The sequence below is a fragment of the Mesopusillimonas faecipullorum genome (genome assembly GCF_020539505.1).
Lineage (GTDB): Bacteria > Pseudomonadota > Gammaproteobacteria > Burkholderiales > Burkholderiaceae_B > Mesopusillimonas > Mesopusillimonas faecipullorum.
This window is the reverse complement of the sequence record NZ_JACDXW010000006.1, coordinates 98,877-125,176: the sequence shown is the minus strand read 5'-3', so window position 1 is coordinate 125,176 and position 26,300 is coordinate 98,877. Positions and strand designations below refer to the sequence as shown.

Here is a 26,300-nt window from a genome sequence, read left to right as displayed (position 1 = left end):
TTCTTAAGGTACGTAAGTGCCCATTAGCATTGCCACAGTATTTGGCAATGCTAATGGGCACTTTGCTTTAAGGCCTCCTAGGCCAATGCCGGCCACCAACGCGCGGCTTCCTGCAAGACTTGTTGGGGGGCATCCCCTTGCAAACTGTCGACGACAATCCGCTCGGGTTGGCTGCGCAGCCAAGTCAATTGGCGTTTGGCCAATTGGCGCGTGGCGGCAATGGCTTGCTCTACGGCAGCTCCCAGATCAACTTTTCCTTCCAGGTGCTGCCATAGCTGCCTATAGCCTACGCAGCGTACAGAGGGCAGTCCGGCATGCAGGTCTTTACGTTCATACAGCCGCCGCACCTCGTCTAAAAATCCGTCTGCCATCATCTGCATGAAGCGTTGAGCAATGCGGTCGTGCAGCACAGCGCGATCGCTGGGTTCCAGGCTGATGGTGATGTAGTCATAAGCTGCATCGACCCGTGCCGCCTGTTGTTGGGCCAGCCATTGTGACATCGGGACGCCTGACACCCGGTAGATTTCAAGCGCGCGCTGCAGGCGTTGGCTGTCATGCGGCGCTAGCCTGGAAGCCGTGGCAGGGTCTACGCGCATCAGTTCTTGATGCATGGCCGGCCAGCCCTGCTCGTGCGCCTGCTGCGCGATGCGCTCTCGTGTTTCAAGGTCGGCCTGAGGTAAATCTGCGAGCCCGTCGCGTAGCGCCTTGAAGTACATCATGGTGCCACCGCACAACACGGGTAAGTGCCCGCGAGTCAGAATGTCAGCGATGATGCGTTCGGCATCGGTCACGAACTCTGCGACCGAATAAGTGTCGGAGGGATCGAGGATGTCGATGAGGTGGTGCGGAATGCGTTCGCGCTCCTCCTGGCTGGGCTTGGCAGTGCCTATGTCCATCTGGCGGTAGATGGTGGCTGAGTCCACCGCAATCACTTCTATCTGTGTGCGTGCAGCCAAGGCCAAAGTGGTGGCGCTTTTACCGGAAGCGGTGGGCCCCGCCAAGCAAAGAATGGGGGTTTTCATTGGCCGCGCAAAAAACATTTGTCCAGATCGTTCAATGTCCATTGGAACCACGTGGGACGACCATGATTGCACTGGTCTGCCCGAGGTGTGTTTTCCATTTGGCGCAACAGCGCGTTCATTTCTTCCAGGGTGAGGCGCCGATTGGCGCGCACAGCGCTGTGGCACGCCATGGTGGCCAGTAACTCGTTGCGGTTGTTCTCTAGTAACAGAGAGCTTCCCACGCGATCCAAGTCGGACAGCACGGCGTGCGCCAAAGCCTCGATGTCGCCCTGTGCCAGTAAGGCAGGTACGGCTCTCACGGCCAGCGATGCCGGACCAGCAGGGCGCAAGGACAGGCCTAAAGCCTCCAGGGTGTCGGCATGCTCTTCAACTAAAGCGACTTCTTTTTCGCTGGCATTGAAGACCACCGGCACTAAAAGTTCTTGGCGTGGTAATTCGCGACTATTCATGGCCTCTTTGAGGCGTTCATACATGATGCGTTCGTGCGCGGCATGCATATCTACCAAGATCAGCCCTTGGCGATTCTGCGCCAGGATGTAAATGCCATGTAATTGCCCCAGCGCCATGCCTAGCGGGAAAGCATCGTCGCTGCTGGGAATTGGGCGAGGCTCTACGCTTGTCAAAGCGCTTGAAACCGGTGTTTCAAGTGGCTGATACAGTTGCTTCCAGTCACCTGATGGCCTGGGCGTGTGCAGCGGCATGGAGGCCTGACTGCGATAGGCGGGAAAATCCGTGCCGGCTGGCGCAGACGGCACCGGGAGAGGGGGCGCGCTTGTCGCGGGTGCCGAGGGGAACCCCGGAGCCGAATGCTGCGAGGGGTCTATGGAGGCTGAAGTAGCGCCTGCGGATGTCGACTGGGCCAAAGCTTGTTGCAGTGCGTGCAGCACGAAGCGATACACCGCACCGCCGTCTCGCAGGCGAATTTCATGCTTGGCGGGATGCACGTTGACGTCCACGGTGGCCGGATCCACTTCCAGGAACAGCACGTACGCAGGCTGACGGTCGCCATGGAGTACGTCGGCATAGGCCTGACGGATGGCGTGGGCAACGCTTCGATCTTTAACGTAGCGGCCGTTCACATACAAGTACTGCCTATCGTCACGTGGCCGAGCGGCAGTCGGGCGAATGATGCGGCCCTGCAGCGATATCAGACCATGCTGAACCTCTATGGGCAGACTTTGTTCGCAGAATTCTTCGCCCAGCACGTCGACGATGCGTTGCGTGCTGTGGGTGGCGCGCCATTGACGCTGTGGCCTGTCGTTATGAAACAGTCGGAAGGCGATATGAGGATGCGCCAAGGCAATGCGCTGCAGGGTCTCCAGGCAGTGTGCGTATTCAGTTTGTTCTGCACGCAGAAATTTGCGCCTGGCCGGGACTTGGCTGAACAGTTGGCGAACGTCTACCGAGGTACCGTAGCTTCCGGAGGCGGGTTGGGCTGGCGCAGCAGGGCCGTCAATCTGCCACGCATGTTCGTCTTGAGCGGTGCGCGATGAGAGCGTGACTTGTGCGACCGATGAGATCGCGGCTAGTGCCTCGCCGCGAAAACCCATGGAAGCCACTGCTTCCAGCTCATCCAAATTGCGGATCTTGCTGGTGGCGTGGCGAGTCAAGGCCAAGGGTAATTCGTCGCGGGGAATGCCACCGCCATCGTCGCTGACCAGAATGCGTTGAATTCCGCCTTTCTCCAGGCGGATTTCCAGGGCGCCGGCTTGCGCATCAATGGCGTTTTCCACCAGTTCTTTGAGCACAGAGGCAGGTCGTTCCACGACTTCGCCGGCAGCGATCTGGCTGACGAGCAAGTCTGGTAATGGGGCAATGGGACGGCGGGTAGACATGGTCGGGGGGTCAACTTAGGAGAGCAGCGCCAGCGTGCCAAGCCCCGTAAATCAACACGGAGAAATAAATCACGGTGAGCAGCGTTGCCAAATAGCCTAAAGCGACAAAGAGACCATCACGTTGCAGCATGCCTATGGTAAGAAACAAGATACCTATGGCAGGGGCTGTATTAGAGAGCGGGACGAAGCCGAAAGGCGCCATCAGCAAGACGCCGCCAAAAATCAGTGTCAGGCCGTTCAGGCGCAGCATATACCCCGAGGTTAAACCCGGCGCGCGTGGTCGAACCCAGGCATCTATGCGTGAGACGATGCGCACGCCTTTATGCAATGCCGGCACGAGCTTGGCGGTTTCCAGCTGCCGGTCGAGTATGCGCTGGGGCAGCCAAGGCATGCGATTCAGTGTGATGGCAACCGACAGCAGTACGATTGCCGCGCCAAATACCGTAGAGACCCCGGGAATGGAAACCGGGATCAAGAAGGGCAGGGTGGCAATGGCGCATAACATCAGCAAACCCTGTTCGCCTATGGCGGCCATCAGCTGCCGCAGGGTGACGGTTTCGCCCTTTATGCCATCGATGGCTTGGCTAAGTGTGGTGCTAAGAGGAACAGAGGTATCGTCAAAATGCATGAATCAGCTGCGTTGGGCCAGTGTGGGGCTGGCGGCGAAATAGCCTGTAATGCCGGTCAGCAGAGCCCTGGCAAGCTTGTCTTGGTGAGCCGGGCTGCGCAGCAGGCGTTCTTCCTCAGGGTTACTGATGAAGGCGGTTTCTATCAGTATGGAGGGAATGTCCGGCGCTTTCAACACGGCGAAGCCCGCTCGTTCAACTTTGGACTTGTGCAAGCGGTGGATGCGGCCCAATTCGCTCAGAATCTGGCCGCCTACACGCATGGAGTCGGTAATCTGGGCGGTAGTGGAAAGATCGAGCAATAGCTGCGCCACCTGCTTGTTGTGGTCGCCCAGGTTAAGGCCACCGATCAAGTCAGCATTGTTTTCCTGTTGTGCGAGCCAACGGGCGGCGGTACTGGTGGCGCCGTTCTGGGACAACGCGTAAATGGACGAACCCCGTGCCGAGGGTTTGATCCAGGCATCTGCGTGAATCGAGATGAACAAATCGGCTTTGACGCGCCGCGCCTTCTGCACGCGCACGTGCAGCGGGACGAAGTAGTCTTTGTCCCGAGTCAGATAGGCACGCATATTGGGCTGAGCATCTATCAGACGTTGCAGCTTTTTGGCAATTGCAAGCACAACATCTTTCTCGCGGGTGCCGGCAGGGCCTATGGCACCAGGGTCTTCACCGCCGTGGCCAGGGTCGAGGGCGATAAGCAATGGCCGCCGCCGACCTGAAGGTGCGGGAGCCGCAGGCGCGGAAGGCTGGGCGACCGGCGGTGCCGCAGGGGTCTCTCGAGGCTGTCTTGCAATGGCGCGCGGCGCTTGTTGACCGGGCTCTAGGGGTACAGGGGCGCTGTCTTGCGGCGTATTGCGAGCAAGGTCTTCCAGTACCTCGGCCAACGGGTCGTTGTCCTGGGAAGACTGCATGATGGCAAGCAAAGGGTCCTGCGCAACCTTGGGGTACAGGTCAAGTACCAGCCGATACTGGTATTCGCCAATAGGCTTCAGGGTGAAAAGTTGCGGGGCGATGGGCTGCTTCAGATCGAACACCAAGCGTAGTACGTCGGGGCGATTCTGTGCGACGCGCACGGTTGCTATGTACGGATCATTCGGCCGGATCTTGGAAACCAGATCATTGATGGCGCGTGTCATCGTCAGGCCGTCTATGTCAACGACCAGCCTGTGAGGGTTGTCCAGCGTGAAATGCTCAGCCTTAAGCTCGGAATCCAATTCCAGCGTGACGCGTGTGTATTCGTCTGCCGGCCACGTGCGTACAGCCAATATGGTCGCTGCATGCGCTAGGCGTGGCAGCACGGGCAAGGTCAGGAGCGTGGTGGCGGCAAGCAGCCGGCGGCGTCCCGGGCGCTGCGGGGAAGCGGAAGTATCAGGGAAGTCAGCCATGTTCGTCCTTTTTCGCTATAGGCGACAAGTTGTGCCTGTCGTCCGGCGTCTGCATGAATCAGGGTCAACTCGATATCGGGCGAAGGCAATTGCGTGCCCGCTTGTTCCGGCCATTCGATGAGTACAACCGCCTGTTTTTGCAGGATATCCCGGAATCCAGCGTCCTCCCAATCTTGGGCTTTGCTAAATCTATAAAAATCAAGATGATAGAAGTATAAGTTAGAAACTTTATAGCTTTCAAGCAGGGCGTAGCTAGGGCTCTTGATTCTGCCTGTTACACCGCATGCCCTAAGCAGTGCGCGAGCGAAGGTGGTTTTGCCCGCACCCAGGTCACCTTTCAGGTGTATACGCCCGCCTGCGTGGGCTCCGCGCTCGGGACCCATGAGCGCGGCGAACTGTTCTGCCAATGCTTGCGTCTGTTCATCGTCTTCCAAATAAAGCTCGATGGACTGTGGTTTTTTTGTATCTTCCATGGATGAATACCTGAGAGGGGACGAGGGAAAGGTCAGTTCGCCAATAAGTTTTGGGCTTGGCAAGCGGCCATCCATTCTTCATTGGTAGGCTCGACGCCGACCACTACGGCGCTGTCGACCGAGGAAATGAGCGGTGCGTTGTCTTGATTCGCTTGCGAGTTCAGTTGGATGCCTAACAGCCCTTCCAACGCCTCGCATACCCGGCGCCGGATTTCGGGCAAGTGTTCACCTACCCCTGCGGTGAATACCAGTAAATCCAAACCACCCAGTACTGCTGCCAGCGCACCGATTTCGCGCACAATACGACGAACATAAAGCGCCAATGCCTGCGCCGCGTGCTCGTCCTGATCTTCGCAGGCCAGTAGAACTCGGGGTTCTGCGGAGCGCTGGGAAACACCTAAAAGGCCTGACTCGTGATACAGCATGTGAGCCACCTGCTCAGGTGAGCAGGATCGAACTTGCATCAGGTAAAGCAGTACACCCGGGTCTATAGAGCCGGTGCGCGTGCCCATCATGAGCCCCTCCAAGGCAGAGAACCCCATGGTGGTGGCGACACTGCTTAGGTTCTTGAGGGCACAAAGACTGGCTCCGCTGCCCAAGTGTGCAACGATGGTGCGTCCGCGCGCCAGGTCGCCGTGACGTTGCGCCAGCGCGACGGCCATGTACGCATAAGACAAACCATGAAAGCCATAACGTCGTAGCCCTGTGTCGTTGCATAGTACGCGGGGCAGGGGCAAACGCTGTTCCACATCAGGCAGATGACGATGAAAGGCCGTGTCAAAGCAGGCAACCTGCGGCAGCGTCGGGCTTTCGCTTAAAAGGATTTCCATGGCTTCCAAAGCAAAAGGCTGATGCAAGGGAGCCAATGGAATATAGCTGCGAAGGTCGGCCACAACGTCGGCGCTGACTCGCACCGGTTCGAAGTATTTGTTGCCCCCATGGACGACGCGATGAACGATGACGCCAATGCTGCGCCCTTCTAGCCTGGCCAGTACGCGTTCGCGTATGCACTGCAGTGCGCCGCGATAGGGGTATTCGGCATCGAGTGTGATGGGGTAGGGCGTGATCCCGGTCTCACCGAAGTCTGGCTTCGGCCCCCCTATGCCCTGAACTTTGCCGTTCCATACCGGCTCGGCCAACAAGTTTAGTTGGTCGAAGAGGGCAAACTTGATGCTGGAGGAGCCGCAATTCAGGACAAGAATAAGCTCGCCGCGTGTTTGGTAACGGTCGTGCAGAGCGGGTTTGGCGATGGGCCCGCTACGGGTATAAAAAGTAACAGTCATGATGAGCGTTTATGTGTCAGTAACACAGCCAGGGCGCAGGAGGCCAAGCGTGTCTTACGTCCGTCGGCACGACTGGTTAGCATGATTGGCACTTGGGCACCCATCACAATCCCTGCACTGTCGGCTTGCCCCATGAACTCAAACTGCTTGGCTAACATATTGCCGCTTTCCAGGTCGGGTACGACCAGAATGTCGGCTTGTCCCGCCACCTGCGAGATGATGCCTTTGATTTGCGCAGCCTCGGGCGAAACAGCATTATCAAAGGCAAGGGGGCCGTCCAACAGAGCCCCTTTAATTTGGCCTCGATCGGCCATCTTGCATAATGCCGCCGCATCAAGCGTAGCGGGCATGTTGGCATTGACGGTTTCTACGGCTGCCAAAATAGCTACCTTGGGCAGCTTAACGCCTATGGCGTGGGCCAAGGTAATGGCATTGCGTACGATGTCTGCCTTGTCCTCCAGCGTGGGTGAGATATTGACGGCAGCATCGGTAATGATGAAAGGTCGCGGATAAGCCGGGGTTTCCATTAGAAAGCAGTGGCTCAAACGCCTATCTGTGCGCAACCCCGTGCTGCGATTCAGCACCGCCTTAAGCAACTCGTCAGTGTGCAGGCTGCCCTTCATCAAGGCTTGGGCTTGCCGTTGACGAACCAACTCTACGGCTCGCTGGCTGGCGGCGTGACTATGCGGGGCATCTTCTAGCTGCAAATCACTGATGTCCAGTTTCGCCTCAAGGGCGGCAGCACGTATTTTTTCGGCTGGCCCTACTAGAATGGGCTCTATCAGCTTAGCGCTTCGGGCGTCTAGGGCAGCGGCCAAGCTCAGCGCATCGCACGGATGTACCACTGCAGTGCGGATAGGCCCGAGCGGCCTTACATGCTCCAGCAGTCGACTCAGACCGGTGAGCGTCTCGGCACGCGTCGTCTGATTCGGTGGGAGAGAAGAAAGAGACGTTGAGTTCATATGAGGTGTGAGCGTGTTCGGGGCTATGCGGGTTGAGGGTGCTGCGAATCTGTCTTGGAACGTGTTCAGGCCGTATCGTACCGATAAGTCCGGAGCCGAGGAAACCCACGTGGGCAAAAGTGGATTGATGCGGGCCCACCCTTAACGACTAAAAGGTCGGTAAGATGATATATGCGCTTTTAATCATGGGGGATTATTTCTGTGTCCACGCCACAACTCAAAAAAAAACGCGTACGGCTCTCACCCGAGGTGCGTAAACAAAAAATACTGGAATCCGCGCTGATGGAATTCAGCGAATATGGCTATGGTGCGGCCACAGTAGAGCGCATCGCTGGTTTGGCGGGCTTATCCAAAGCCGGTTTGTACGCGCATTTCTCCAGCAAGGCCGATATTTTCGAGGCTTTGCTGACGCAAGTCTTGCGCCCCCCCTTCGAGGCTGAACAATGGCGGTTACTTGAAGGCGAAAGTCTGCGCGATGCCATCGATCGTTTCATCGACGTTTCTTATGAGCGTTTACTAGAGCCAGGCACAGTCGCCACGTTGCGGCTATTGATAGGCGAAAGCGCGCGGGCGCCTGACGCCATCCGCCGCTGGCGCGAGACCATCGTGGTGCCTTATCAGCGCTCACAGCAGGCGATGGTAGCGCAATGTGTGGCCCAAGGCTGGATGAGAGAAAGCGCGCTGACGCGAAATTTTGATCTTGTCAGCGCGCCCACGCTGTATGCCGCATTGCAGTTTGTGCTGCTGCAAGACGAAGAAGGTCTGCGGCAAGTGCAGACATTACGCGAAGCGCACCGCGATTTGCTTTACGAGCTGTTGCCGCATCCGGCCTCGAGCGCAAACCCCGATTGATATAATCGCGACCAAGCTGCCGGTAGCCACCAGGCCGTCGGCCCCCCGTTTTTTGAACTGCGGAGACTTTTAGCATGGCCTACGACAACAACAACGTTTTTGCAAAAATTCTGCGCGGCGAACTGCCTTGCATACGACTTTACGAAGACGAGCTCACCTTGTCTTTCATGGACATCATGCCGCAGTCCGAAGGCCATTTGCTCGTCATTCCCAAAGAATCGGCAGAAACCTTGCTCGATTTGTCCGAGGAAGGCGCACAGGCGTGCATCCGCACGACGCAGCGTATGGCCAAGGCGGTCAAGGCTGCTTTGCAGCCCCCCGGCATCATGATTGCGCAGTTCAATGGCGCGGCTGCCGGCCAGACCGTACCGCATTTCCACTTTCACGTCATACCGCGCCACGATGGTTTAGCGATGGTGGCACATGGTGCTGCCCGCGCAGACGACGTTAAATTGCGCGAACTGGCCGAGAAAATCAAAGCCCATATCGTTTGATCTGGGCTTATAGTCCGGCATTGTCGGCCTAAGTGTCTCTGTAGGTCATGTGGGAGACGAAAATAATCAAGAGAAGGCAGTGAGTAAAAGCGATTACGGGCGTGTGCGGTGGGTGCACTGGGTGGGCTTTCCGGTGCTTGTGTTGGCGCTTGGCCACACCTTGTCCAACTTGTTGCGGACCATGCCGGCCGTGGCCGCAGACGTGCTTGCTGATGATCTGCTCATATCGACAGGGGCTGTTGCCAGCTTGGCGGGGGCCTACCATTTTGCATTTGCGGCAGGTCAGATTCCTGTAGGCATTGCCTTGGATCGCTATGGCGTTCGCAATGTGTCCTTGGTCATGCTGGCGGGCGTTACGCTGGGCACCTTGATGGCTACCCTGATCAGCGGGCCGTTGGGTTTTCTGATGGTTCAGATTGTGTTGGGGCTGGCTTGTTGCGGCATGCTGTTGGCGCCGATGACGTTATTGGCCAAGACCATGCCCGCCAACAAGTTTGCCTCATGGTCCGGCTTGGTCCATGGTATTGGTAACGCGGGCATGCTGATTTCCGCCAGCCCTTTGGCGTGGTTGATCGAACACTACGGCTGGCGCAGTAGTTTTGTCTTGTCGGCAGGCATTGCCGTATTGCTGGGTGTTGGGGTCTATGCCTGGGTGCCGCGTATCCCCGAAAATCTGCGTAGCGCGCGCGGCGCCTCTTTGTTGCAAGAGGCGCGTGAAGTCATTCGCATTGGGATCTCGCCGTCTTTACGCGCCGTGGTGATGTTGGCGCTGATGGCGTTTGCAAGCATCATCAGCATTCGCGGCTTGTGGGGCGGGCCTTGGCTCATGGAGCTCCAGGGACTAGACCGTGTGCAGGCCGGGCAGGCCATGCTTCCCATGACGGTGGCTTTGGTCCTGGGCCCCATCTGCTATGGGGCCTTGGTGCGTCGTGTGGGGCATGCCGCCCATTTCCTGCTGTTTGGCTTTTCTATCGGGGGGCTGGCGCTTCTGATCATGGCGCTCAGCCAAACCCCGCTGTGGGCTTGGTTGGGCGGTACGGCCACATCCAGTCACTTTGACGTTGGCATGTTCCTGCTATTTGGTATTGCCATGGGCTGCACGCCCTTGCTCTTTGTCATGGCGCGCGCCCAGATAAACGCTGGTCAAGCCGGCAAGGCCCTGGCTGCGGTCAACCTGGTGTTTTTCGTTGGCGCCGCAGTCTTGCAAAGCAGTACCGGCCCTGTGGCCGAATGGGGCGGCATCCCTGCGGTGTTCGCCTATGTAGGCGTGATGATGTGGATAGCGGTAAGCTACTTTGCCTACCGTGTGTGGTGGCGGCGCGCCTGAACCTGGGTTTGATCATCATATTTTGCATGGTGGGGGCCAGCACTTCGACGAAACCACCGTCTTCCAAGTGGCAGACGCCGTTCACCAAGGCTAATGACGGCTTGAGACCAGGAAAGGCGGCGGCTGCGCTGGGCGCTGTTAAAATCAGCACAACTTCTGCCTTTACCAAGACGTTTTTATCATTGCGCCATGGAATTTGAATCCGAAAACCTGGAAGACCGGGCTCTGGTCGAGTTGTATACCCAGCCTGGGCACTTGCTTCGCCGTGCGCAGCAAATATCAGCTTCCATTTTTCATGACGAGCTTGGTCAATATGTCACCCCTGTGCAATATGCCATTTTGCGGGTGCTGGTTGAATATCCCGGCATAGATCAAGTCACGCTGGCTGGCTTGGTTGCCATAGACACCTCTACGGCGGCCAGTGTCGCTATTCGCCTGGAAGAAAAAGGCCTGCTGCGTCGTTACCTCGACCCCAATAATCGGCGTCAGAGAGCGCTCTACCTTACCGATGCCGGCACAGAACTCTTGAGCGCTACCGTGCCGGGTATCAAGCGTCTGCATAAGCGGGTTTTCGAAGGTTTCTCCGAAGAAGAAGAGTCCCAGTTCATGCATTTGTTGCAAAAATTGGTGCACTTGAATAACGACCAAAGCCGCGCACCTCTGGCAAAACGTATTCAAGCCGGCACCAAGCGTGCTGCGCCGCAACGACGCGGCACCAAGGCGGCATCCACCTGAAGAACACCTGCGTAAATCCCTGAATTACGTTGCGACGCAACAAGATTCAGTACGCTGATAAAGTCACAATACTAGGGTAAACACTGATGTGTGTTTTCACTATGCGAGGATTAGAATAAACCCATATTCAGTGTGCTGAATCAGTGTTCTGGATCTACCACTGGCATTACTTCGAAAGTCGAGGCGCATATGTTCCCAAAAAATACCTGGTACGTTGCCTGTACCCCTGATGAAATCGAGAAAAAACCTCTGGGTCGCCAGATCTGCGGCGAGCGCATGGTGTTTTTCCGTGGTGCTGCCGGCCAAGTCAGCGCGCTAGATGATTTCTGCCCCCACCGAGGCGCCGCCTTGTCTTTGGGCTATGTCCACGGCGACACACTGGTCTGCGGCTATCACGGCCTGGCAGTCGATTGCGACGGTAAAGTGGCTTCCATGCCCATGCAGCGCGTCGGCGGCTTCCCACGTACACGCGTTTTCCCCGTGGTTGAACGGCACGGCTTCATATGGGTTTGGCCTGGTGACCCTGCTTTGGCCGACGACACCCAGATTCCTTTCCTAGAATGGCACGACAATCCCGAATGGGCATACGGCGGCGGCTTGTATCACATCAAGGCCGACTATCGCCTGATGATAGACAACCTGATGGACCTGACGCACGAAGCCTACGTGCACACCACTAGCATCGGTCAAGACGAAATCGACGAAACCCCGGTAAACACCAGCGTAAATGGCGATACGGTCGAAACCAGCCGCTTTATGGAAGGCGTTATTGCTCCGCCGTTCTGGCAGGCGGCTTTGCGCTACAACGGTCTGCCCGCAGACCAACCCGTCGACCGCTGGCAGATCTCCCGCTTTACGCCTCCTAGTCATGTGCTGATCGACGTGGGTGTCGCCGTTGCAGGCAAAGGTGGCCGTGATGCCGATCCCAAATACCGCGTTCGCTCGACGGTTGTCGACTTCATTACCCCCGAAACTGAAAGCTCACATTGGTACTTCTGGGGCATGGCGCGCAACTTCCAAGCCAACGATCACGTCCTTACTCAAACCATCCGCAGCGGACAGGGTAAAATATTCGGCGAAGATTTGGCCGTTCTGGAAGCCCAGCAGAAAAACCTCGAGGTTTATCCTGATCGGCGGCTGCTCATGCTGAACATCGATACCGGTGGGGTGCAATCTCGCCGCGTCCTTGACCGGCTGATCAAAGCAGAGCAAGCTACGAGCGTCGAACCTGCCTGACTCATGAACTGAACATGCCAAGGTGGGCCGACATGTTTTACGGCCCACCCCAGTTTGGGCATTTCTCAAAGTGTAGAAGATCAATGAGTCAAATTACTGTCAAAGTAGTCCGTAAGGCGCAGGAGGCCGAAGACATCGTCAGTCTCGAACTGGCAAGTGTAGATGGCAAGCCGTTGCCGGCATTCAGCGCCGGCGCTCACATCGACTTGCATATCCGCGATGGACTGATTCGCCAATACTCGCTGCTTAACGACTCCACCGAGCAAACGCGTTATGTCATTGGTGTGTTGCGCGATCCCGATTCGCGTGGGGGTTCCGTTGCCGTTCACGACGACATCAACGAAGGTGATGTCGTCCAGATCAGCGAACCGCGTAACCATTTCGAACTAGTACCCGCGCCACACAGCTTGTTGCTGGCGGGCGGTATTGGTGTTACGCCCATTTTGTGCATGGCCCGTCGTCTCAGCCATACGCAGGGCAGTTTCGAGATGCATTACTGCGCTCGTTCGCCTTCGCGCATGGCATTCCACGACGAGATAAAGAACGCCAATTTTGCCGATCGCGCGCACTTCCACTTCGATGATGGCGACGCCTCTCAAAAGCTGGATTTGCCTGCTGTACTCGCCTCGGCGCCGGCTGGTAGCCACATCTACGTCTGTGGCCCTACGGGCTTTATCGACTACGTGGTTCAAAGCGCCAAGCAAGCTGGTTGGAGCAGTGATCGCGTGCACTTCGAATACTTCGGTGCCGCCGAGATCGATACCAGTGGCGATAGCGGCTTCCAAGTAAAAGTTGCCAGTACCGGCGCTGTTTACGATGTACCAGCCGATAAGCGCATTACCGAAGTTCTCGACGAGGCAGGCGTATTCGTGCCAGTGTCTTGCGAAGAAGGTGTTTGCGGCACTTGTTTGGTTCGTGTCCTTGAAGGCACGCCCGAACACCGTGACCTCTACCTGACCGATGCCGAACACGAGGCCAACGATCAATTCACGCCTTGTTGCTCACGTTCCAAGAGCCCGATGCTCGTACTCGACCTGTAAGGGTCGGTGCGTTACCAATCAAATCACAAGCCTGTAAAAGGCTATTCACAAAAAAGGGGAAACCATGACTCAACCCGTCAATGCCCAGCGCCGTCAGCTGGTTGTGGGTGGTGCAGCCGTCGCGGCAGCCGGCATGTTGCCGGTCGTAGCCAAGGCAGACGACAAGGTCGTGAAAGTCGGTCTTATCGTTCCGATGTCAGGTCCATTTGCGTCCACCGGTCGTCAAATCGACGCTGCCGTCAAGCTTTATCAAAAGACGCATGGCGACACCGTTGCCGGTCGTAAAGTTCAGGTCATTCTCAAGGACGATACCGGTGTCGCGCCCGACGCCACCAAGCGTATCGCCCAAGAACTGATTACGCGTGACAAAGTCGACGTGCTGGCTGGTTTCGGCCTGACGCCTTTGGCCTTTGCCGCTGCGCCTTTGGCTACGCAAGCCAAGAAGCCCATGGTTGTCATGGCGGCAGCTACCTCGGTCATTGTTGATCGTTCTCCCTACATCGTCCGCACCTCTTTCACCTTGCCTCAGGCGACTGCGCCTTTGGCCATGTGGGCGGCTAAAGAAGGCATCAAAACGGTCATCACCTTTGTGGCCGACTACGGCCCTGGTATCGACGCCGAGAAAGTATTTGCCAAGCACTTCACCGAAGCAGGTGGCGAAATCATCGACAACGTTCGTACGCCTCTGATGAACCCCGACTACGCGCCGTTCTTGCAGCGCGTCAAAGACGCCAAGCCCGAGGCAGTTTTTGCCTTTGTACCTTCTGGTGAAGGCGCCAACCTGATCAAGCAGTTCAACGAGCGTGGCTTGGCACAAGCCGGCATTCGTCTTATCTGCACGGGCGACGTGCTGGATGACGACTTGATGGCAAGCATTGGCGAAGTCTCCCAAGGCGTGGTCAGCAGCCATCACTATTCGGCTGCCCATGATTCGGCCGCTAATAAAGCTTATGTTGAAGCGTTCATGCGTGACAACAACGGCCAGCGTCCCAACTTCATGTCGGTGGGCGGCTACGACGGCATGCACCTGATTTACGAAGCCCTGAAAAAAACCAACGGCGATGCCGATGGCACCAAGCTCTTGGACGCCATGAAAGGCATGAGCTGGGAAAGCGTACGCGGTCCGGTTACTATCGATCCCGAGACCCGCGATATCGTTCAGGACATTTACATCCGTAAGTCCGACAAGGTCGACGGCCAAATGTGGAACGTTGAATTCGACAAAGTTTCGCAATACAAAGACCCAGGCATCTAACTTCTGGGGGCTGTTACGTTTCTGGCTTTGATCGCCGCAGGGGGATCAGGTATGCTGCCCGACTAATGGGCGGCAGCCTGCTCTCCCTTCGCCGTCTGGGCCTTCAAAATTTATCGTTTGTTTAATATTACCGGGAGATTCCTCCAGTGACTCCATCCGCTACGCGTGGCGCGGACTGCCTGGCGATCGGGCAACGCCCCAGGAGAAAGCGTCATGCTTAATAATTTTGTTGGTGTCATCTTTGATGGCATTGCCTATGGCAGCCTGCTGTTTCTGATCAGCGTCGGGCTGTCTGTCACCATGGGGTTGATGAATTTCGTCAACCTTGCGCACGGCGCATTTGCCTTGCTGGGTGGCTACGTCTGCGTAGAGTTGATGCGCCAGATGGGAGTACCGTTTCTTGCAACCCTGCCGTTGGCTTTCCTTGCGTCAGCTCTGGTGGGTTTCATCCTCGAGCGCACCTTGTATCGACGTCTATACCAAGCCGAGGCCCTTGATCAGGTCTTGTTCTCCATCGGTTTGACGTTCATGGTGGTTGCCGGCGCCACGTATATCTGGGGTCCGTCGCAGCAACCTGTGCATATCCCAAGTTGGCTGCGTGGGCAGGTCGTTGTGTTCGGCATAGGACTGGGCATCTATCGACTATTTCTTATTGCCACTGTGGTTGTCGTTACGGCGGCCCTGTTCCTTATCATCGAACGCACTCGCTTCGGCGCGCAAATCCGTGCTTCGGTGGATAATCAGCAGGCTTCTGCAGGCTTGGGTATTAACGTTAGCCGTGTTTTCAGCCTTACGTTCGCGCTTGGCTCTGGCTTGGCAGGGTTGGGCGGTGGTCTGGGCATCGACGTCTTGGGCCTCGATCCAACATTCCCGCTCAAGTACATGGTGTACTTCCTCATCGTTGTAGCAGTGGGTGGTGCCGGCACCATTAGTGGGCCCTTGGTGGCCGCACTGTTGTTGGGCGTGTTCGACGTCGCGGGTAAGTATTACGTACCCGACGTAGGCGCCTTCGTCATCTACGGCATGATGGTCATCCTGCTGTTGTTGTTCCCATCCGGACTGATTGCGAGGCGCTCATGAGCAAGTCGTCCCTGGCTTCCCTGAATATCGTGCAGGCTTTGCCTGCACCCAAAGTCCCCAATGCACGTTGGGCCAAACTTGAAATCCTGTTTTGGCTCCTGCCTTTTGTGGTCTATTTTGCCTTCCAAGGCTATCTGGTTCTTGCCAGCCAAATCATGATCCTGGGCCTGTTCGCCCTGTCTTTGGATCTTATCCTTGGCTATGCGGGTATCGTGTCCCTGGGGCATGCCGCCTTTTTCGGCTTGGGTGCCTACACTGCCGGCTTGCTGTCGGTGCATGGTTGGGGCGAACCCATTAGTGGTTTGCTCGCTGCTGCCGTCGTTGCGGCTATCTTCGGCTATCTCACCAGCTTTCTCGTCGTGCGTGGCCACGACCTGACCCGCCTGATGGTTACCCTGGGCATCTGCCTGATGCTCTACGAAGTGGCCAACAAGGCTTCCTCCATTACTGGTGGGGTAGATGGCTTGTGGGGGATCCAAATGTGGAACCTTCTCGGTATCTTCGAGTTCGACCTGCAAGGTAAAACGGCTTTCTTCTACAGCTTCGTTGTGCTGTTTATCTTGTTCTGCTTGGTGCGGCGTCTCACACGTTCCACCTTCGGGCTTAGCTTGGTCGGTATTCGTGAAGGTGGCAAGCGCATGCCTGCCATCGGTGCCAACGTCAATCAGCGATTGATCGTCGTTTATACCCTTGGCGCCGCGATTGCGGGTGTGGCGGGCGGTCTGTTGGCTCAAACCACGCAGTTCGTTGGCCTGGACGTCTTGGGCTTCACGCGGTCCGCCGACCTTCTTATCGTTTTGGTATTGGGTGGAACCGGTCGTTTGTATGGCGCACTCATCGGCGCAGCCGTTTTCATGATCGCGCAAGATCAAATCGCCAACATCAATCCCGTTTACTGGCAGTTCTGGATAGGCTTTTTCCTGGTGGTTCTTGTCATGCTGGGTCGGGGCGGTATTCTTGGCGCCATCGACAACTATCGTGAGCGCCGCCGTCAGCGTGCAGCTCGCGTAGGCGGAGGACAGCAAGCATGAACACCACTTTGCGTACAGAAGGTCTTAGCAAGCAATGGGGGGCGTTCAAAGCTAATAGCGACGTTTCCCTCACGTTTGAGCCGGGCGGTCGCCATGCGCTGATCGGCCCTAACGGTGCCGGAAAAACGACTTTCATCAATATGTTGACTGGGGCTTTATCCCCTACATCTGGCCGGGTTTATTTCGGCGATCGCGACATCACCAGTTTGCCGCAGCACGAGCGCGTAAAGCTGGGTATGACGCGCACCTTCCAGATCAACACCTTGTTCTTGGGCCTTACCGTTCTTGAATCCGTTGTATTGGCCATCAGCGAACGCGAAGGTTTGTTCAAGGCCTGGTTCAAGACGGTCGAACAGCAAAAGCAAGCCATAGACGAAGCTATGGCACTGTTGGGCACGCTCAAACTAGAGAAAGACGCCAATACCCTTACGCGCAACCTGCCTTATGGCAAGCAGCGCTTGGTCGAAATCGCTTTGGCTTTGGCCACTAAGCCGCGGGTGCTTCTGTTGGATGAGCCTGCGGCAGGCATTCCTTCTGGTGACAGTGCAGAGCTATTCGAGGTTATCGCCGACTTGCCGCGCGACGTCACTGTTGTGTTCATCGAGCACGATATGGGGTTGGTGTTTCGCTTTGCCGAGACCATTACTGTGCTCGTCGGCGGCAAAGTGCTGACGCAGGGCACGCCGGCGGAAATCTCGTCGGACAAGCGAGTCAAGGAAGTGTACTTGGGCGAGGCAGAGCATGGCTGACAAGCAAGAACTATTGGTATTGAACAAAGTCACGGCGGGTTACGGCGAAGCCGTAGTGCTCGAAGACGTGTCCTTGTCCATCAAAGAGGGTGATAGCGTCGCGCTGTTGGGGCGTAACGGTATGGGCAAGACCACCTTGCTGCTTACCATGATGGGGCTGACCCATCTGCATAAGGGCAGCTTGTCCTGGGAGGGTGGGGATATCTCCCACATGCCAACCTACAAGCGAGCCCATGCAGGCTTGGGATGGGTGCCGCAAGAGCGCCATATGTATCCTTCGCTCAGCGTCGAAGAGCACCTCACGGTCGTCGCGCGTCCTGGGGCCTGGACGGTAGATAAAATCTACGAAGTCTTCCCTCGTCTGTTCGAGCGGCGCCAGAACATGGGTAACCAGCTGTCGGGTGGCGAACAACAGATGCTGGCTATCGCCCGTGCCCTGATGGTCAACCCCCGCCTGCTGCTGCTGGACGAGCCTATGGAAGGCTTGGCTCCGATTATCGTGCAAGAGCTCATGGGTGTGCTGCGTCGTCTTATCGATGAAACGGGCTTGTCCGTCATCATCGTCGAGCAACACGCACGCATGACTTTAGGCTTGACCGAGCGTGCCGTTGTCCTCGATCGCGGTCGTGTCATTTACGATGCAGGTAGTCAATATCTGTTGGATAACGACGAAGAACTCAACCGTATGGTTGCGGTCGCCTGATCGTTTAGTGCTCGAACAAAAAAGCTGCGCAGCCAAAAACTGCGCAGCTTTTTTTATAGGTGCAATGCCTTATCGAGGCAGGTGCTTGTCCAGCCAGGGGCCGACGTCTTCAGCGGGCATAGGTCGGGCGATTTGATAGCCCTGCGCATAGTCGCAGCGCATGCGGCTGACCCGACGCAGAATATCGTTGTTTTCTACGCCTTCAGCAGTGACATTGATTTGCAAATAATGTGCCAAGGCGATGATGGAAGTGACGATCGTCATGGTTTCGTTGCTTTGCAGCATCTCTTTGATGAACGAACGGTCTATCTTGAGGTTGTCAACGGGAAGCTTCTGCAAGTAGGCCAAGGAAGAGTGCCCTGTACCGAAATCATCAATGGCAATGCGCACGCCTATTTGATGGATGCGCTCCAGCACGTCCAGGGCACGCCCTGGATCTCGCATGATGGCGCTTTCCGTAATCTCCAACTCTAGGCTGGCGGGAGCGAGCTTATGTCGCTCTAGCACTTCACGCAAGCGCTCGGGTAATTCAACATTTACCAGGTTGCGGGCAGAGATATTGACGGCGATGCTGATATCGAAGCCTTGAACTTGCCATGCCTTGCACTGCTCGACGGCATTTTCGAGTACCCATAGCGTCACAGGATGAATGAGATCGCTGAACTCAATTGCGGTAATGAACTCTGCCGGAGGCATCAAACCATGCTCGGGGTGCCGCCAACGTAGCAGTGCCTCGAAGCCCGTGACACGCCCATCCGGTAAATGTATCTTGGGCTGGTAATGCAGTACGAATTGATCATGGTTCAGGGCATGACGCAGTTCGGACAGCAGCAGGATACGGTTGGACTCTGCTCGTTTGGCGGGCTTGTAGAAGGCATGACCGCGGCCTTCTTGCTTGGCCAACTGCATGGCGCTGTCGGCGTGTCTGAGCAAATCAGACGGGTCGGTGCTGGATTCGGGGTATATGGCTATCCCTATGCTGGCGCTGATACTGACTTGCACACCATCCAGCATGAAGGGGCGGCGAATTTCTTCCAGCAGCGACTTCACGACATCGTCTATAGGGGATTGTGAACGAGGCTCGGGCAATAACAGGGCGAACTCATTACTGCCTGAACGGGCGACATCGCTAATGGTGCCGTATAACGACTGTATACGCTGGGCGACTTGCCGCAGCAGTTCGTCGCCCACGTGATGCCCCAGCGTCAGGTTGATTTCCTTGAAGCCATCAAGCTCTACCAACATGACGAACAAGCGCGTACTGTTCTTGGAGGCCTGGCGCACTGCATGCTTTAGGTGACGGTCGAGCACGTTGCGATTAATCAGGCCGGTAAGGGGGTCGTAGCGCGACTGATAACGCAAGGCGTCGTATTGCCGCCGGTGCTCGATGGCCATGGAGGCCAGCTCGGTCACCATCTCGCTCAGTCGTAAATCTTCTGAGTCGGGAACATGGGGGGTGGGTCGGTAAATGGCCAGACAGCCCAAAATATTGCCGTCTGGTGCCAGGATAGGATGCATCCAGCAGGAGTTCAGCTGATGTTGCCGCGCCAACTGTTTGTAGGGCTGCCAGCAAGGGTCTGCAGAGATATCGGGCACTACAACCAATTGGCGCCGGCTGATAACAGACTCGAAGGGGCTCACGCGCCAATCGGTGATACGCTGCTTCATGGGGCCCAGAAATGAATCGGGCAGGGTAGGCGCAAAACAGGTTTCTATGCGTTTGCCTGTAGTGTCGAGCAAAATGATGCACGCATTGCTTTGCCCCGAGAGGCTATGCAAAAGCTGGGTCAGCGCATTAAGTGTGGCATCTAGCGATAGATTCTGCGCAATCATGCGCAAGATACGGTTTTGTCCGCGTTGGCGGTCTATGGATAGCGCCCATTGATGCTCTTGGAGCGCCAGTTCTTGTGCCATTTCATCGAAACGCCTGCCGATTTCGTTGAATTCCTTACTGTGCAGGGTATGGGCGGTACGAGTATCGAAGCGTCGTTGCGCAAGCTGACGGACGGCCTCGGTAAGTTTTTTAAGCGGGCGCCCCACCACGCCTTGTATGCCCAGCCAACCTAAAGCCACCGCGACAAACGTCAGTAGGGCCGTCAGCAGGCAACCTATCCAGAATGCCCGGTTGACGTCGCGAAAAATAGCGTCGGTAGGGTGCCTGTAAATAATGGTGAGCGCATGCGGGTCGTGAGCGGGCCCAGCCGGTTCGTAGCTGACCAGCCACTCGCCGTCAGTGTGTTCGTGGATGAAGCTCCCGCCGTGGCGTGATTTTGCCAACCGATCGGTCAGGGCCATCTCGTTGAGCGGTTGCCCGGTAAGACCATTGTCGGGGATAGTGCGTAAAACTATGCCATTGCGGTCCAGAATGTCTAGACGAGCTTCGGAGGGCAAAGTGCGCAGCGTACTGCCGCGCCCCAGCACTGAGACATCCATGGAGGCATAGAGTATGGATTGCAGCTCGTCTTTTTCGTTACGAAAACCCAGCGCGGTGACGATAGTGGGACGTTGAGATATCTTGCCGATAAGAAATTGGCTAACAACAATACCGGGTTCGCTTTTGGCTTGTTGTGTATACAGCCTGTCTGCCATGCCTTGGTCTACGGCAGGCAAACCAGAGCAAAGCAGTTCGCCGGAGGGCGAGAGCACGCCAAAGTTGAGATAGCTGGGGTGCTGCTCAAGCAAGGCAGCCAGGTAGGTGTTGCACTCTGCTTTATTCTTATTGCGAACGGCCGCGGTGAGGTAGGTGGTGCGCAGTATGCTTTCGGTGCGATACAGCAGTTGCCTTTCTTCCTGCGCGACTAGGCGGACGAAATGCTGTGCGTTGCTGCGAGTCAGTTCGATGAGATAATCGTGCTGCTGGAACAGATACACGCATAGTCCGATGAAAGTGGGTGCCACCGCTGCGCATATCACGAGAAACATCCGCGTGTATATGCTATTGAATGGTGGGCGGCTAAGCGACATTGTCCAGGTACTCCCCTGTTCTCGGGATACAGGATAATACAAAAATAATGGGGGTGATTACGCCTTTCATGGAATTATTTCTATTAGGCGAGTAAGGCTTAGTGTTTAACGACACCAATCAGCAAGGATTTAACCGAGGTAAGAATGATATTGTGGCAATTAAGGTCCGCTGCGACCCCTGGCAGGCTGGCTAAACTTCAGCCAGTGCCAGTTTCAAAAAGCGGAAACATCAGATGATTGACTGGTTGATATGGCTTCCTTACATCGAGCGCTTGGCGCTCGACTTACTTGTTGCAGCAATGATCATGCTGGGCGGGTGGGTGGCCTCGCATATCGTGGCACGCATGGTGCGCCGTGTGGCTCAGCGTTCCCAAGCGTTGGATCCTACCGTGTTGCCCATGGCGCTTTCGGTGGCGGTCTGGGCTATACGCATCGTAGCCATCGTGGCGGCGCTGGCGCGTCTTGGCGTGCAAACCACCAGTATTATTGCCATGTTGGGCGCGGCCGGCTTGGCTGTTGGCCTGGCTTTGCAAAATACACTGCAAAACATTGCTGCCGGCATCATGTTGCTGGTGCTGCGGCCTTTGCGCACCGGTGAAAGCATTTCCATTGTAGGTAAGGCGGATGGCACCGTAGAAGAGGTGGGCCTGTTTCTGTGCAAATTGCGCCAAGCCGACGGAACCAGCATCACCTTGCCCAACAGTTTGGTATGGGGTAACCCGATTATCAATCTTAGTCGTAACGGTACTCGCCGGGCCGAGGTGCGGGTGGTGGTCATGTATCAAGAAGACCTCAAGGCCGGCCTGAACGCCTTGCTCACACTCGCCCAGCGACAGCCTAACGCACTGGAAAACCCGGCACCCGACGCTTGGGTGGTAGAGCATCGCTTGGATACCAGCGTATTGGGTTTGCGTGTTTGGGCGCTGTCGGCCAATTATGGCGCCTTGCTCAACGAGTTGCAGCGCGACGCGCCCCAAGCCCTATGTGAAGCCGGGCTCAGATTGCCCAGGTCGGAACCCCCGGCCAGTGCCTAGAAACCGCTACGCCTATTCAGTTAGGTGTAGCGCCAGCCGTCTTGATCATGGCGGTGCAAACCCCACGCAGCATGTCGGTCTCGTCGCGAGTCAGGTCGCTGCGGCTAAGCAGATGGCGCATGCGTAGCATCAACTTTTTGGGATGAGCTGGGTCTAGAAAATCCACAGCAATCAAAGCTTGTTCCCAATGTTGAATCAGGTCTTGGACTTGCTGATGGCTGGCTGGCAAACTGCCGGCAGGTGTTTCCGCCTTGCCTGTTTCCGGCAATGCGGGGGCGGCGTCCGGCGTGATCAGCGCATAGCGTAGTTCCCAGGCGGCTAGCTGCAGGGCCTGGGCGACATTCAAAGAGCTGTATTCAGGGTTGGCCGGAATATGACACACGCGTTGGCATAATGCGATATCCTCATTTGCCAGCCCGGTGCGCTCGGTGCCCAAGATGATGGCGACACGATTGCTCGTGTTGCTGCACAAATGGGCGTGGCTCAGGGTGGCGGCCTGGCGAATGTCGCAGCTGGGAGGACCCAGGTCGCGTGGTCTGGCGGTTAGTGCCAATGCCAGCGTGGTAGAGGCCAGAGCGTCGGACAGGGTCTCGAAGCATTGTGCTTGCTCCAGCACATCCGTGGCACCGCTGGCCAATGCGATGGCCTCGGGATGTGCTAGTACATCAGGGTCGCGGGGCTGGACCAAAGCCAAGTACTTAAAGCCCATGGTTTTGATGGCGCGCGCCGCTGCACCGACATTGCCAGGATGGCTGGGGCGGTGCATGATGAACAAAATATTTTCAAACTGATGTGTGACTTTGTCGCTCATTTCGGGATTATGCGCTACGTCATTTAAAATAGGGCTAGCCATTGTTTTTCACGGAACCGTATGCACCCCATGCTTAATACCGCCGTCAAGGCGGCCCGCCGCGCCGGCACCATTATCAACCGTGCCAGCCTAGATCTGGAGCGGCTGCAAGTCGCCCGTAAAGGCCCCCGCGATTATGTCACGGAAGTCGATCAGGCGGTCGAGGCAACCATCATCGATGTCCTGCGTACGGCTTACCCCGACCATGCTTTCTTGGGCGAAGAATCAGGTGTTCACGAAGCGCCTGGTCAGCAGGGTACAGAGGTGCCCGAATACCAGTGGGTGATTGACCCCCTAGACGGCACCACGAATTTCATCCACGGTTTTCCGGCGTATGCCGTATCCATCGCTTTGTTGCACAAAGGTCAGGCCGATCAGGCGGTCATTTACGACCCCAGCCGCAACGAGTTGTTCACTGCCAGTCGCGGTGCGGGCGCTTTCCTGAACGACCGTCGTATCCGGGTTTCGGGTCTGGCGCGCTATCACGATGCCTTGGTGGGGGCCCATGTGCCCGGTTCAGCCAGCACAGTCACCACCTCTACCGCGTTCGGCCAAATGCTGTCCGACTGCGCAAGCGCCCGGCGCATCGGCGCTTGCGTGCTCGATCTGGCTTATGTGGCCTGCGGTCGTTTTGACGGCTTTTGTGGCACCAACCTCAAGGCCTGGGATTTAGCCGCCGGTACCTTGCTGGTGGTTGAAGCCGGTGGGCTTGTCACTGACTTCAGCGGCGAACAAGATTGGCTGAGGTCTGGCCAAGTGTTGGCCGGCAGCCCCAAGATACTCGCCCAGATGTTGGGCTATTTTCAGTCTTGATACCTATGGACGAAGAGCCTAGTACGGGCGCGCAGGCACAGCGCGTCCCATATACCGCTATTGTTCCCGCCTTCTCCAAGGAGCCCAGCTCATGGAGTGGCTGATGGAACCCTCCGCTTGGGTGGGGTTGTTTACGCTTATTGTCCTCGAAGTCGTATTGGGGATAGACAACCTCATCTTCATCGCGATTCTCGTCGAAAAACTGCCGCCCAAGCTACGCGACCGGGCGCGCATAATGGGCTTGTCTTTGGCGCTTGTCATGCGCTTGGGGCTGCTCACGGTGATGTCCTGGCTTATCAAGCTGACAGCGCCCATCGTTTTTCTCGGGCCATTGTCATTTTCAGGGCGCGATCTCATTCTCATCATTGGCGGCTTTTTCCTGCTGTTCAAGGGCACGCTTGAACTACACGAGCGCATAGAAGGCCGCACTCAGCATGGATCCGGCGACAGGTTGCACGCCAGTTTCGGCCTTATCGTCACGCAGATCGTCATCCTGGATGCGGTCTTTTCCATTGATGCCGTCGTAACGGCGGTGGGGATGGTTGAGCACTTGCCTATCATGATGGCCGCAGTGATCATCGCCATGGGGGTCATGCTGTTTGCCTCCAAGCCGCTCACCAAATTCGTCAATGCACACCCCACGGTCGTCGTGCTGTGTCTGTGTTTCCTATTGATGATAGGTTTTTCGTTGGTGGCGGAAGGCTTCGGCTTCCATGTGCCCAAGGGTTATCTGTATGCGGCCATCGGCTTCTCGGTGCTGATCGAGGCGCTGAACCAGGTCGCCAGACGCAATATGCGTAAGGTAGAGGCTCGCCGCCCCATGCGTGAGCGCACTGCCGAGGGCATTATGCGTATGCTGGGTAAGCGACCTCTGGCTGCTTCCGAGCCCGCGACTGCCACCGGTACTGTTGAGGCGGATCAAGAAGTTTTTGGCGATACAGAGCGCAATATGGTCAGTGGTGTACTGACCTTGGCGGATCGCAGCATTCATTCGGTCATGACGCCGCGCAACGACGTTAGCTGGCTCAATCTTGATGATGACCCACAAGCCTTGCGCCAGAAGATCACCAAGGCGCCACACAGCTTTTTCCCTGTTTGCCGCGGGTCGCTGGATGACGTTATAGGCATAGGCCGCGCCAAGGAAATGATCGCCGACCTGATCACCCACGGGGCCATACGTCTTTCGCGTCTACGTGATCCCATCATTGTGCCTGACTCTGTCGAAATCCTGCACGTCATGGAAACGCTCAAGCGCGCCCGAGGTCAACTGGTGCTGGTCGCGGACGAGTTCGGTGCCATCGAGGGTATTGTGACGCCCATAGATGTCTTCGAGGCAATTGCCGGAGAGTTCCCCGACGAAGACGAAACTCCCGACATCGTGGTTTTGGATGAGCATCACTGGCGTGTCGATGGCGGGGCAGACTTGCATCACCTTGAGCAAGTGCTTAACACCGACGGTTTGGTGGATGAGGAAGAAGGCTATTCCACCATGGCGGGCTATTTGCTCGAACGCTTCGGTCATCTACCCGCCATTGATGACAGCTGCGAACTTGTTCAGCCGCATGCCACCTTCCTCTTTACGGTAAAGCAACTTGAGGGCAGGCGTATCGCCTCTGTAGAGATTGAGCGTCGCTTGCACCTGGACGGCGAAGATGAAAACGGTCAGGCAGATTGACGCCTGGTCGGCATAAGGAAACTCATGGAAGCAACGGTAGTGTATTACCTGAAGGCCTTGATACTAGGTGTTCTAGAGGGCTTGACGGAGTTCATCCCGGTCTCGAGTACTGCGCATCTGCTGATCGTGGGCGAATGGTTGAATTTTTCTTCCGACGATCACAAGGTATTCGAGGTGGTCATCCAGTTTGGCTCCATCTTGGCGGTTATCTGGTTGTTCCGTCAACGTCTGTGGCAGCTGGTGCATGGCGTGTTTACAGGAAAGCGCGACGAGCTATTGTTTTGCCGTAATCTGCTTATCGCGTTTATGCCGGCGGTCGTGGTGGGCATGCTCATCATCCAGTACATCAAGCAAGTGCTGTACAACCAGCCTATGGTTTTCGTATTTACCCTGGTGATTGGTGGGCTGATCATGCTCTGGGTAGAGCGCCGCCCCGGTTACGCTAAAGATAGTAACGAGACAGTCAGTGGCCAACGTGCCACTGCGCATCGCCTCGAAGAGATCAGTTGGCGCCAAGCGCTGGCAGTGGGGCTGGCGCAGTGTCTGGCTATGGTGCCCGGCACTTCGCGTTCCGGGGCCACCATCATCGGCGGTATGATGGCAGGTATCCAGCGCAAGACAGCCACCGAGTTTTCATTCTTTCTGGCCATGCCCACCATGCTGGCTGCCACGGTTTATGATCTCTACAAACATGGCTCTGCGCTGTCCAGTGATCAAGCAGGTGCCATTGCCATCGGTTTCGTCGCTGCGTTTCTGAGCGCCTTGGTGGTCGTGCGCGCGGTACTGCGTTTTGTCTCCAAACGTACCTACCGACCGTTTGCCTGGTATCGCATCGCCCTGGGCGGGGTATTGCTGATCTGGTTGTTGGCGCGTTAG

At 56.6% G+C, this 26,300-nt stretch carries 23 protein-coding genes and 1 pseudogene; 15 read left to right on the top strand and 9 right to left on the bottom strand.

Annotation, left to right across the window (positions count from 1 at the left end; genetic code table 11):
* Positions 1-77: 77 nt before the first annotated feature.
* The 7 genes and pseudogenes from miaA to H0484_RS12280 all read right to left on the bottom strand — a co-directional run.
* Positions 78-1,022, bottom strand: coding sequence for a tRNA (adenosine(37)-N6)-dimethylallyltransferase MiaA (gene miaA, locus H0484_RS12310; RefSeq protein ID WP_226954934.1), 945 nt, complete (start codon positions 1,020-1,022; stop codon positions 78-80).
* Positions 1,019-2,857 (bottom strand): DNA mismatch repair endonuclease MutL, encoded by a 1,839-nt coding sequence (mutL, locus tag H0484_RS12305; protein WP_226954933.1) that lies wholly within the window; start codon positions 2,855-2,857, stop codon positions 1,019-1,021. The genes miaA and mutL overlap by 4 nt, the downstream gene beginning before the upstream one ends.
* A gap of 10 nt (positions 2,858-2,867) precedes the next feature.
* A complete protein-coding gene (locus H0484_RS12300; RefSeq protein ID WP_226954932.1) occupies positions 2,868-3,485 on the bottom strand; it encodes an exopolysaccharide biosynthesis protein in 618 nt (205 codons plus the stop codon).
* 3 nt (positions 3,486-3,488) lie between these two features.
* On the bottom strand, positions 3,489-4,868 hold the full coding sequence (locus H0484_RS12295; RefSeq protein WP_226954931.1) for an N-acetylmuramoyl-L-alanine amidase: 1,380 nt from the start codon (positions 4,866-4,868) through the stop codon (positions 3,489-3,491).
* A complete protein-coding gene (gene tsaE, locus H0484_RS12290; RefSeq protein WP_226954930.1) occupies positions 4,790-5,341 on the bottom strand; it encodes a tRNA (adenosine(37)-N6)-threonylcarbamoyltransferase complex ATPase subunit type 1 TsaE in 552 nt (183 codons plus the stop codon). Before tsaE ends, H0484_RS12295 begins: the two co-directional genes overlap by 79 nt.
* Positions 5,342-5,373: 32 nt before the next feature.
* The gene (locus H0484_RS12285; protein WP_226954929.1) at positions 5,374-6,624 is read right to left on the bottom strand and encodes an acetate/propionate family kinase; all 1,251 of its coding nucleotides are present in this window, start codon (positions 6,622-6,624) and stop codon (positions 5,374-5,376) included.
* Positions 6,621-7,658: pseudogene (locus H0484_RS12280) on the bottom strand (bifunctional enoyl-CoA hydratase/phosphate acetyltransferase); the annotation flags it as partial. The gene H0484_RS12285 and the pseudogene H0484_RS12280, both read right to left, overlap by 4 nt.
* Before the next feature lie 129 nt (positions 7,659-7,787).
* Between H0484_RS12280 and H0484_RS12275 the strand changes: the two are divergent.
* From H0484_RS12275 to H0484_RS12225, 11 genes are all read left to right on the top strand, one after another.
* Positions 7,788-8,438 carry a TetR/AcrR family transcriptional regulator gene (locus H0484_RS12275; RefSeq protein WP_226954928.1) on the top strand — a complete coding sequence of 217 codons (651 nt, stop codon included), beginning with the start codon at positions 7,788-7,790 and terminating at the stop codon, positions 8,436-8,438.
* A 74-nt stretch (positions 8,439-8,512) separates the two neighbouring features.
* Positions 8,513-8,932: an HIT family protein gene (locus tag H0484_RS12270; RefSeq protein ID WP_226954927.1), complete on the top strand. Its 420-nt coding sequence runs from the start codon at positions 8,513-8,515 to the stop codon at positions 8,930-8,932.
* Positions 8,933-9,011: 79 nt separating this feature from the next.
* A complete protein-coding gene (locus H0484_RS12265; protein ID WP_226954926.1) occupies positions 9,012-10,259 on the top strand; it encodes an MFS transporter in 1,248 nt (415 codons plus the stop codon).
* A 189-nt stretch (positions 10,260-10,448) separates the two neighbouring features.
* The gene (locus H0484_RS12260; protein WP_226954925.1) at positions 10,449-10,994 is read left to right on the top strand and encodes a MarR family winged helix-turn-helix transcriptional regulator; all 546 of its coding nucleotides are present in this window, start codon (positions 10,449-10,451) and stop codon (positions 10,992-10,994) included.
* Between the two features lie 189 nt (positions 10,995-11,183).
* Complete coding sequence (locus H0484_RS12255) at positions 11,184-12,230, top strand: aromatic ring-hydroxylating oxygenase subunit alpha (RefSeq protein ID WP_226954924.1); 1,047 nt, start codon at positions 11,184-11,186, stop codon at positions 12,228-12,230.
* Between the two features lie 83 nt (positions 12,231-12,313).
* A complete protein-coding gene (locus H0484_RS12250) occupies positions 12,314-13,270 on the top strand; it encodes a PDR/VanB family oxidoreductase (RefSeq protein WP_226954923.1) in 957 nt (318 codons plus the stop codon).
* A gap of 64 nt (positions 13,271-13,334) precedes the next feature.
* Positions 13,335-14,525, top strand: coding sequence for an ABC transporter substrate-binding protein (locus H0484_RS12245; protein ID WP_226954922.1), 1,191 nt, complete (start codon positions 13,335-13,337; stop codon positions 14,523-14,525).
* Positions 14,526-14,738: 213 nt separating this feature from the next.
* A complete protein-coding gene (locus H0484_RS12240) occupies positions 14,739-15,605 on the top strand; it encodes a branched-chain amino acid ABC transporter permease (protein WP_226954921.1) in 867 nt (288 codons plus the stop codon).
* Positions 15,602-16,636, top strand: a complete 1,035-nt coding sequence (locus tag H0484_RS12235; protein ID WP_226954920.1) for a branched-chain amino acid ABC transporter permease — start codon at positions 15,602-15,604, stop codon at positions 16,634-16,636. Before H0484_RS12240 ends, H0484_RS12235 begins: the two co-directional genes overlap by 4 nt.
* On the top strand, positions 16,633-17,385 hold the full coding sequence (locus H0484_RS12230; RefSeq protein WP_226954919.1) for an ABC transporter ATP-binding protein: 753 nt from the start codon (positions 16,633-16,635) through the stop codon (positions 17,383-17,385). The genes H0484_RS12235 and H0484_RS12230 overlap by 4 nt, the downstream gene beginning before the upstream one ends.
* Complete coding sequence (locus tag H0484_RS12225; protein ID WP_226954918.1) at positions 17,378-18,088, top strand: ABC transporter ATP-binding protein; 711 nt, start codon at positions 17,378-17,380, stop codon at positions 18,086-18,088. The genes H0484_RS12230 and H0484_RS12225 overlap by 8 nt, the downstream gene beginning before the upstream one ends.
* Before the next feature lie 69 nt (positions 18,089-18,157).
* On the opposite strand, the gene H0484_RS12220 is transcribed toward H0484_RS12225, so the two are convergent.
* The gene (locus tag H0484_RS12220; protein WP_226954917.1) at positions 18,158-21,001 is read right to left on the bottom strand and encodes a bifunctional diguanylate cyclase/phosphodiesterase; all 2,844 of its coding nucleotides are present in this window, start codon (positions 20,999-21,001) and stop codon (positions 18,158-18,160) included.
* A gap of 284 nt (positions 21,002-21,285) precedes the next feature.
* Between H0484_RS12220 and H0484_RS12215 the strand changes: the two genes are divergently transcribed.
* Complete coding sequence (locus tag H0484_RS12215; protein ID WP_226954916.1) at positions 21,286-22,086, top strand: mechanosensitive ion channel family protein; 801 nt, start codon at positions 21,286-21,288, stop codon at positions 22,084-22,086.
* A 16-nt stretch (positions 22,087-22,102) separates the two neighbouring features.
* Here the strand turns inward: H0484_RS12215 and H0484_RS12210 are convergent, their stop codons facing one another.
* Positions 22,103-22,897, bottom strand: coding sequence for an RNA methyltransferase (locus H0484_RS12210; protein ID WP_226954915.1), 795 nt, complete (start codon positions 22,895-22,897; stop codon positions 22,103-22,105).
* A 60-nt stretch (positions 22,898-22,957) separates the two neighbouring features.
* Here H0484_RS12210 and H0484_RS12205 point away from each other — a divergent pair, with 60 nt between their 5' ends.
* The 3 genes from H0484_RS12205 (at position 22,958) to H0484_RS12195 (ending at position 26,300) form a co-directional block, all read left to right on the top strand.
* Positions 22,958-23,749, top strand: coding sequence for an inositol monophosphatase family protein (locus H0484_RS12205; protein WP_226954914.1), 792 nt, complete (start codon positions 22,958-22,960; stop codon positions 23,747-23,749).
* Between the two features lie 91 nt (positions 23,750-23,840).
* The gene (locus H0484_RS12200) at positions 23,841-25,424 is read left to right on the top strand and encodes a TerC family protein (protein ID WP_226954913.1); all 1,584 of its coding nucleotides are present in this window, start codon (positions 23,841-23,843) and stop codon (positions 25,422-25,424) included.
* A gap of 24 nt (positions 25,425-25,448) precedes the next feature.
* Positions 25,449-26,300, top strand: a complete 852-nt coding sequence (locus H0484_RS12195; protein WP_226954912.1) for an undecaprenyl-diphosphate phosphatase — start codon at positions 25,449-25,451, stop codon at positions 26,298-26,300.

What these genes read in the sequence shown, in the direction of transcription:
- H0484_RS12300 (WP_226954932.1), bottom strand. Translation starts at nt 3,485, where the DNA reads ATGCATTTTGACGATACCTCTGTTCCTCTTAGCACCACACTTAGCCAA.
- H0484_RS12205 (WP_226954914.1), top strand. Translation starts at nt 22,958, where the DNA reads ATGCACCCCATGCTTAATACCGCCGTCAAGGCGGCCCGCCGCGCCGGC.
- H0484_RS12295 (WP_226954931.1), bottom strand. Translation starts at nt 4,868, where the DNA reads ATGGCTGACTTCCCTGATACTTCCGCTTCCCCGCAGCGCCCGGGACGC.
- mutL (WP_226954933.1), bottom strand. Translation starts at nt 2,857, where the DNA reads ATGTCTACCCGCCGTCCCATTGCCCCATTACCAGACTTGCTCGTCAGC.
- H0484_RS12240 (WP_226954921.1), top strand. Translation starts at nt 14,739, where the DNA reads ATGCTTAATAATTTTGTTGGTGTCATCTTTGATGGCATTGCCTATGGC.
- H0484_RS12250 (WP_226954923.1), top strand. Translation starts at nt 12,314, where the DNA reads ATGAGTCAAATTACTGTCAAAGTAGTCCGTAAGGCGCAGGAGGCCGAA.
- H0484_RS12200 (WP_226954913.1), top strand. Translation starts at nt 23,841, where the DNA reads ATGGAGTGGCTGATGGAACCCTCCGCTTGGGTGGGGTTGTTTACGCTT.
- miaA (WP_226954934.1), bottom strand. Translation starts at nt 1,022, where the DNA reads ATGAAAACCCCCATTCTTTGCTTGGCGGGGCCCACCGCTTCCGGTAAA.
- H0484_RS12230 (WP_226954919.1), top strand. Translation starts at nt 16,633, where the DNA reads ATGAACACCACTTTGCGTACAGAAGGTCTTAGCAAGCAATGGGGGGCG.
- H0484_RS12245 (WP_226954922.1), top strand. Translation starts at nt 13,335, where the DNA reads ATGACTCAACCCGTCAATGCCCAGCGCCGTCAGCTGGTTGTGGGTGGT.
- H0484_RS12225 (WP_226954918.1), top strand. Translation starts at nt 17,378, where the DNA reads ATGGCTGACAAGCAAGAACTATTGGTATTGAACAAAGTCACGGCGGGT.
- H0484_RS12210 (WP_226954915.1), bottom strand. Translation starts at nt 22,897, where the DNA reads ATGAGCGACAAAGTCACACATCAGTTTGAAAATATTTTGTTCATCATG.
- H0484_RS12255 (WP_226954924.1), top strand. Translation starts at nt 11,184, where the DNA reads ATGTTCCCAAAAAATACCTGGTACGTTGCCTGTACCCCTGATGAAATC.
- H0484_RS12235 (WP_226954920.1), top strand. Translation starts at nt 15,602, where the DNA reads ATGAGCAAGTCGTCCCTGGCTTCCCTGAATATCGTGCAGGCTTTGCCT.
- H0484_RS12260 (WP_226954925.1), top strand. Translation starts at nt 10,449, where the DNA reads ATGGAATTTGAATCCGAAAACCTGGAAGACCGGGCTCTGGTCGAGTTG.
- H0484_RS12270 (WP_226954927.1), top strand. Translation starts at nt 8,513, where the DNA reads ATGGCCTACGACAACAACAACGTTTTTGCAAAAATTCTGCGCGGCGAA.
- H0484_RS12285 (WP_226954929.1), bottom strand. Translation starts at nt 6,624, where the DNA reads ATGACTGTTACTTTTTATACCCGTAGCGGGCCCATCGCCAAACCCGCT.
- tsaE (WP_226954930.1), bottom strand. Translation starts at nt 5,341, where the DNA reads ATGGAAGATACAAAAAAACCACAGTCCATCGAGCTTTATTTGGAAGAC.
- H0484_RS12195 (WP_226954912.1), top strand. Translation starts at nt 25,449, where the DNA reads ATGGAAGCAACGGTAGTGTATTACCTGAAGGCCTTGATACTAGGTGTT.
- H0484_RS12215 (WP_226954916.1), top strand. Translation starts at nt 21,286, where the DNA reads ATGATTGACTGGTTGATATGGCTTCCTTACATCGAGCGCTTGGCGCTC.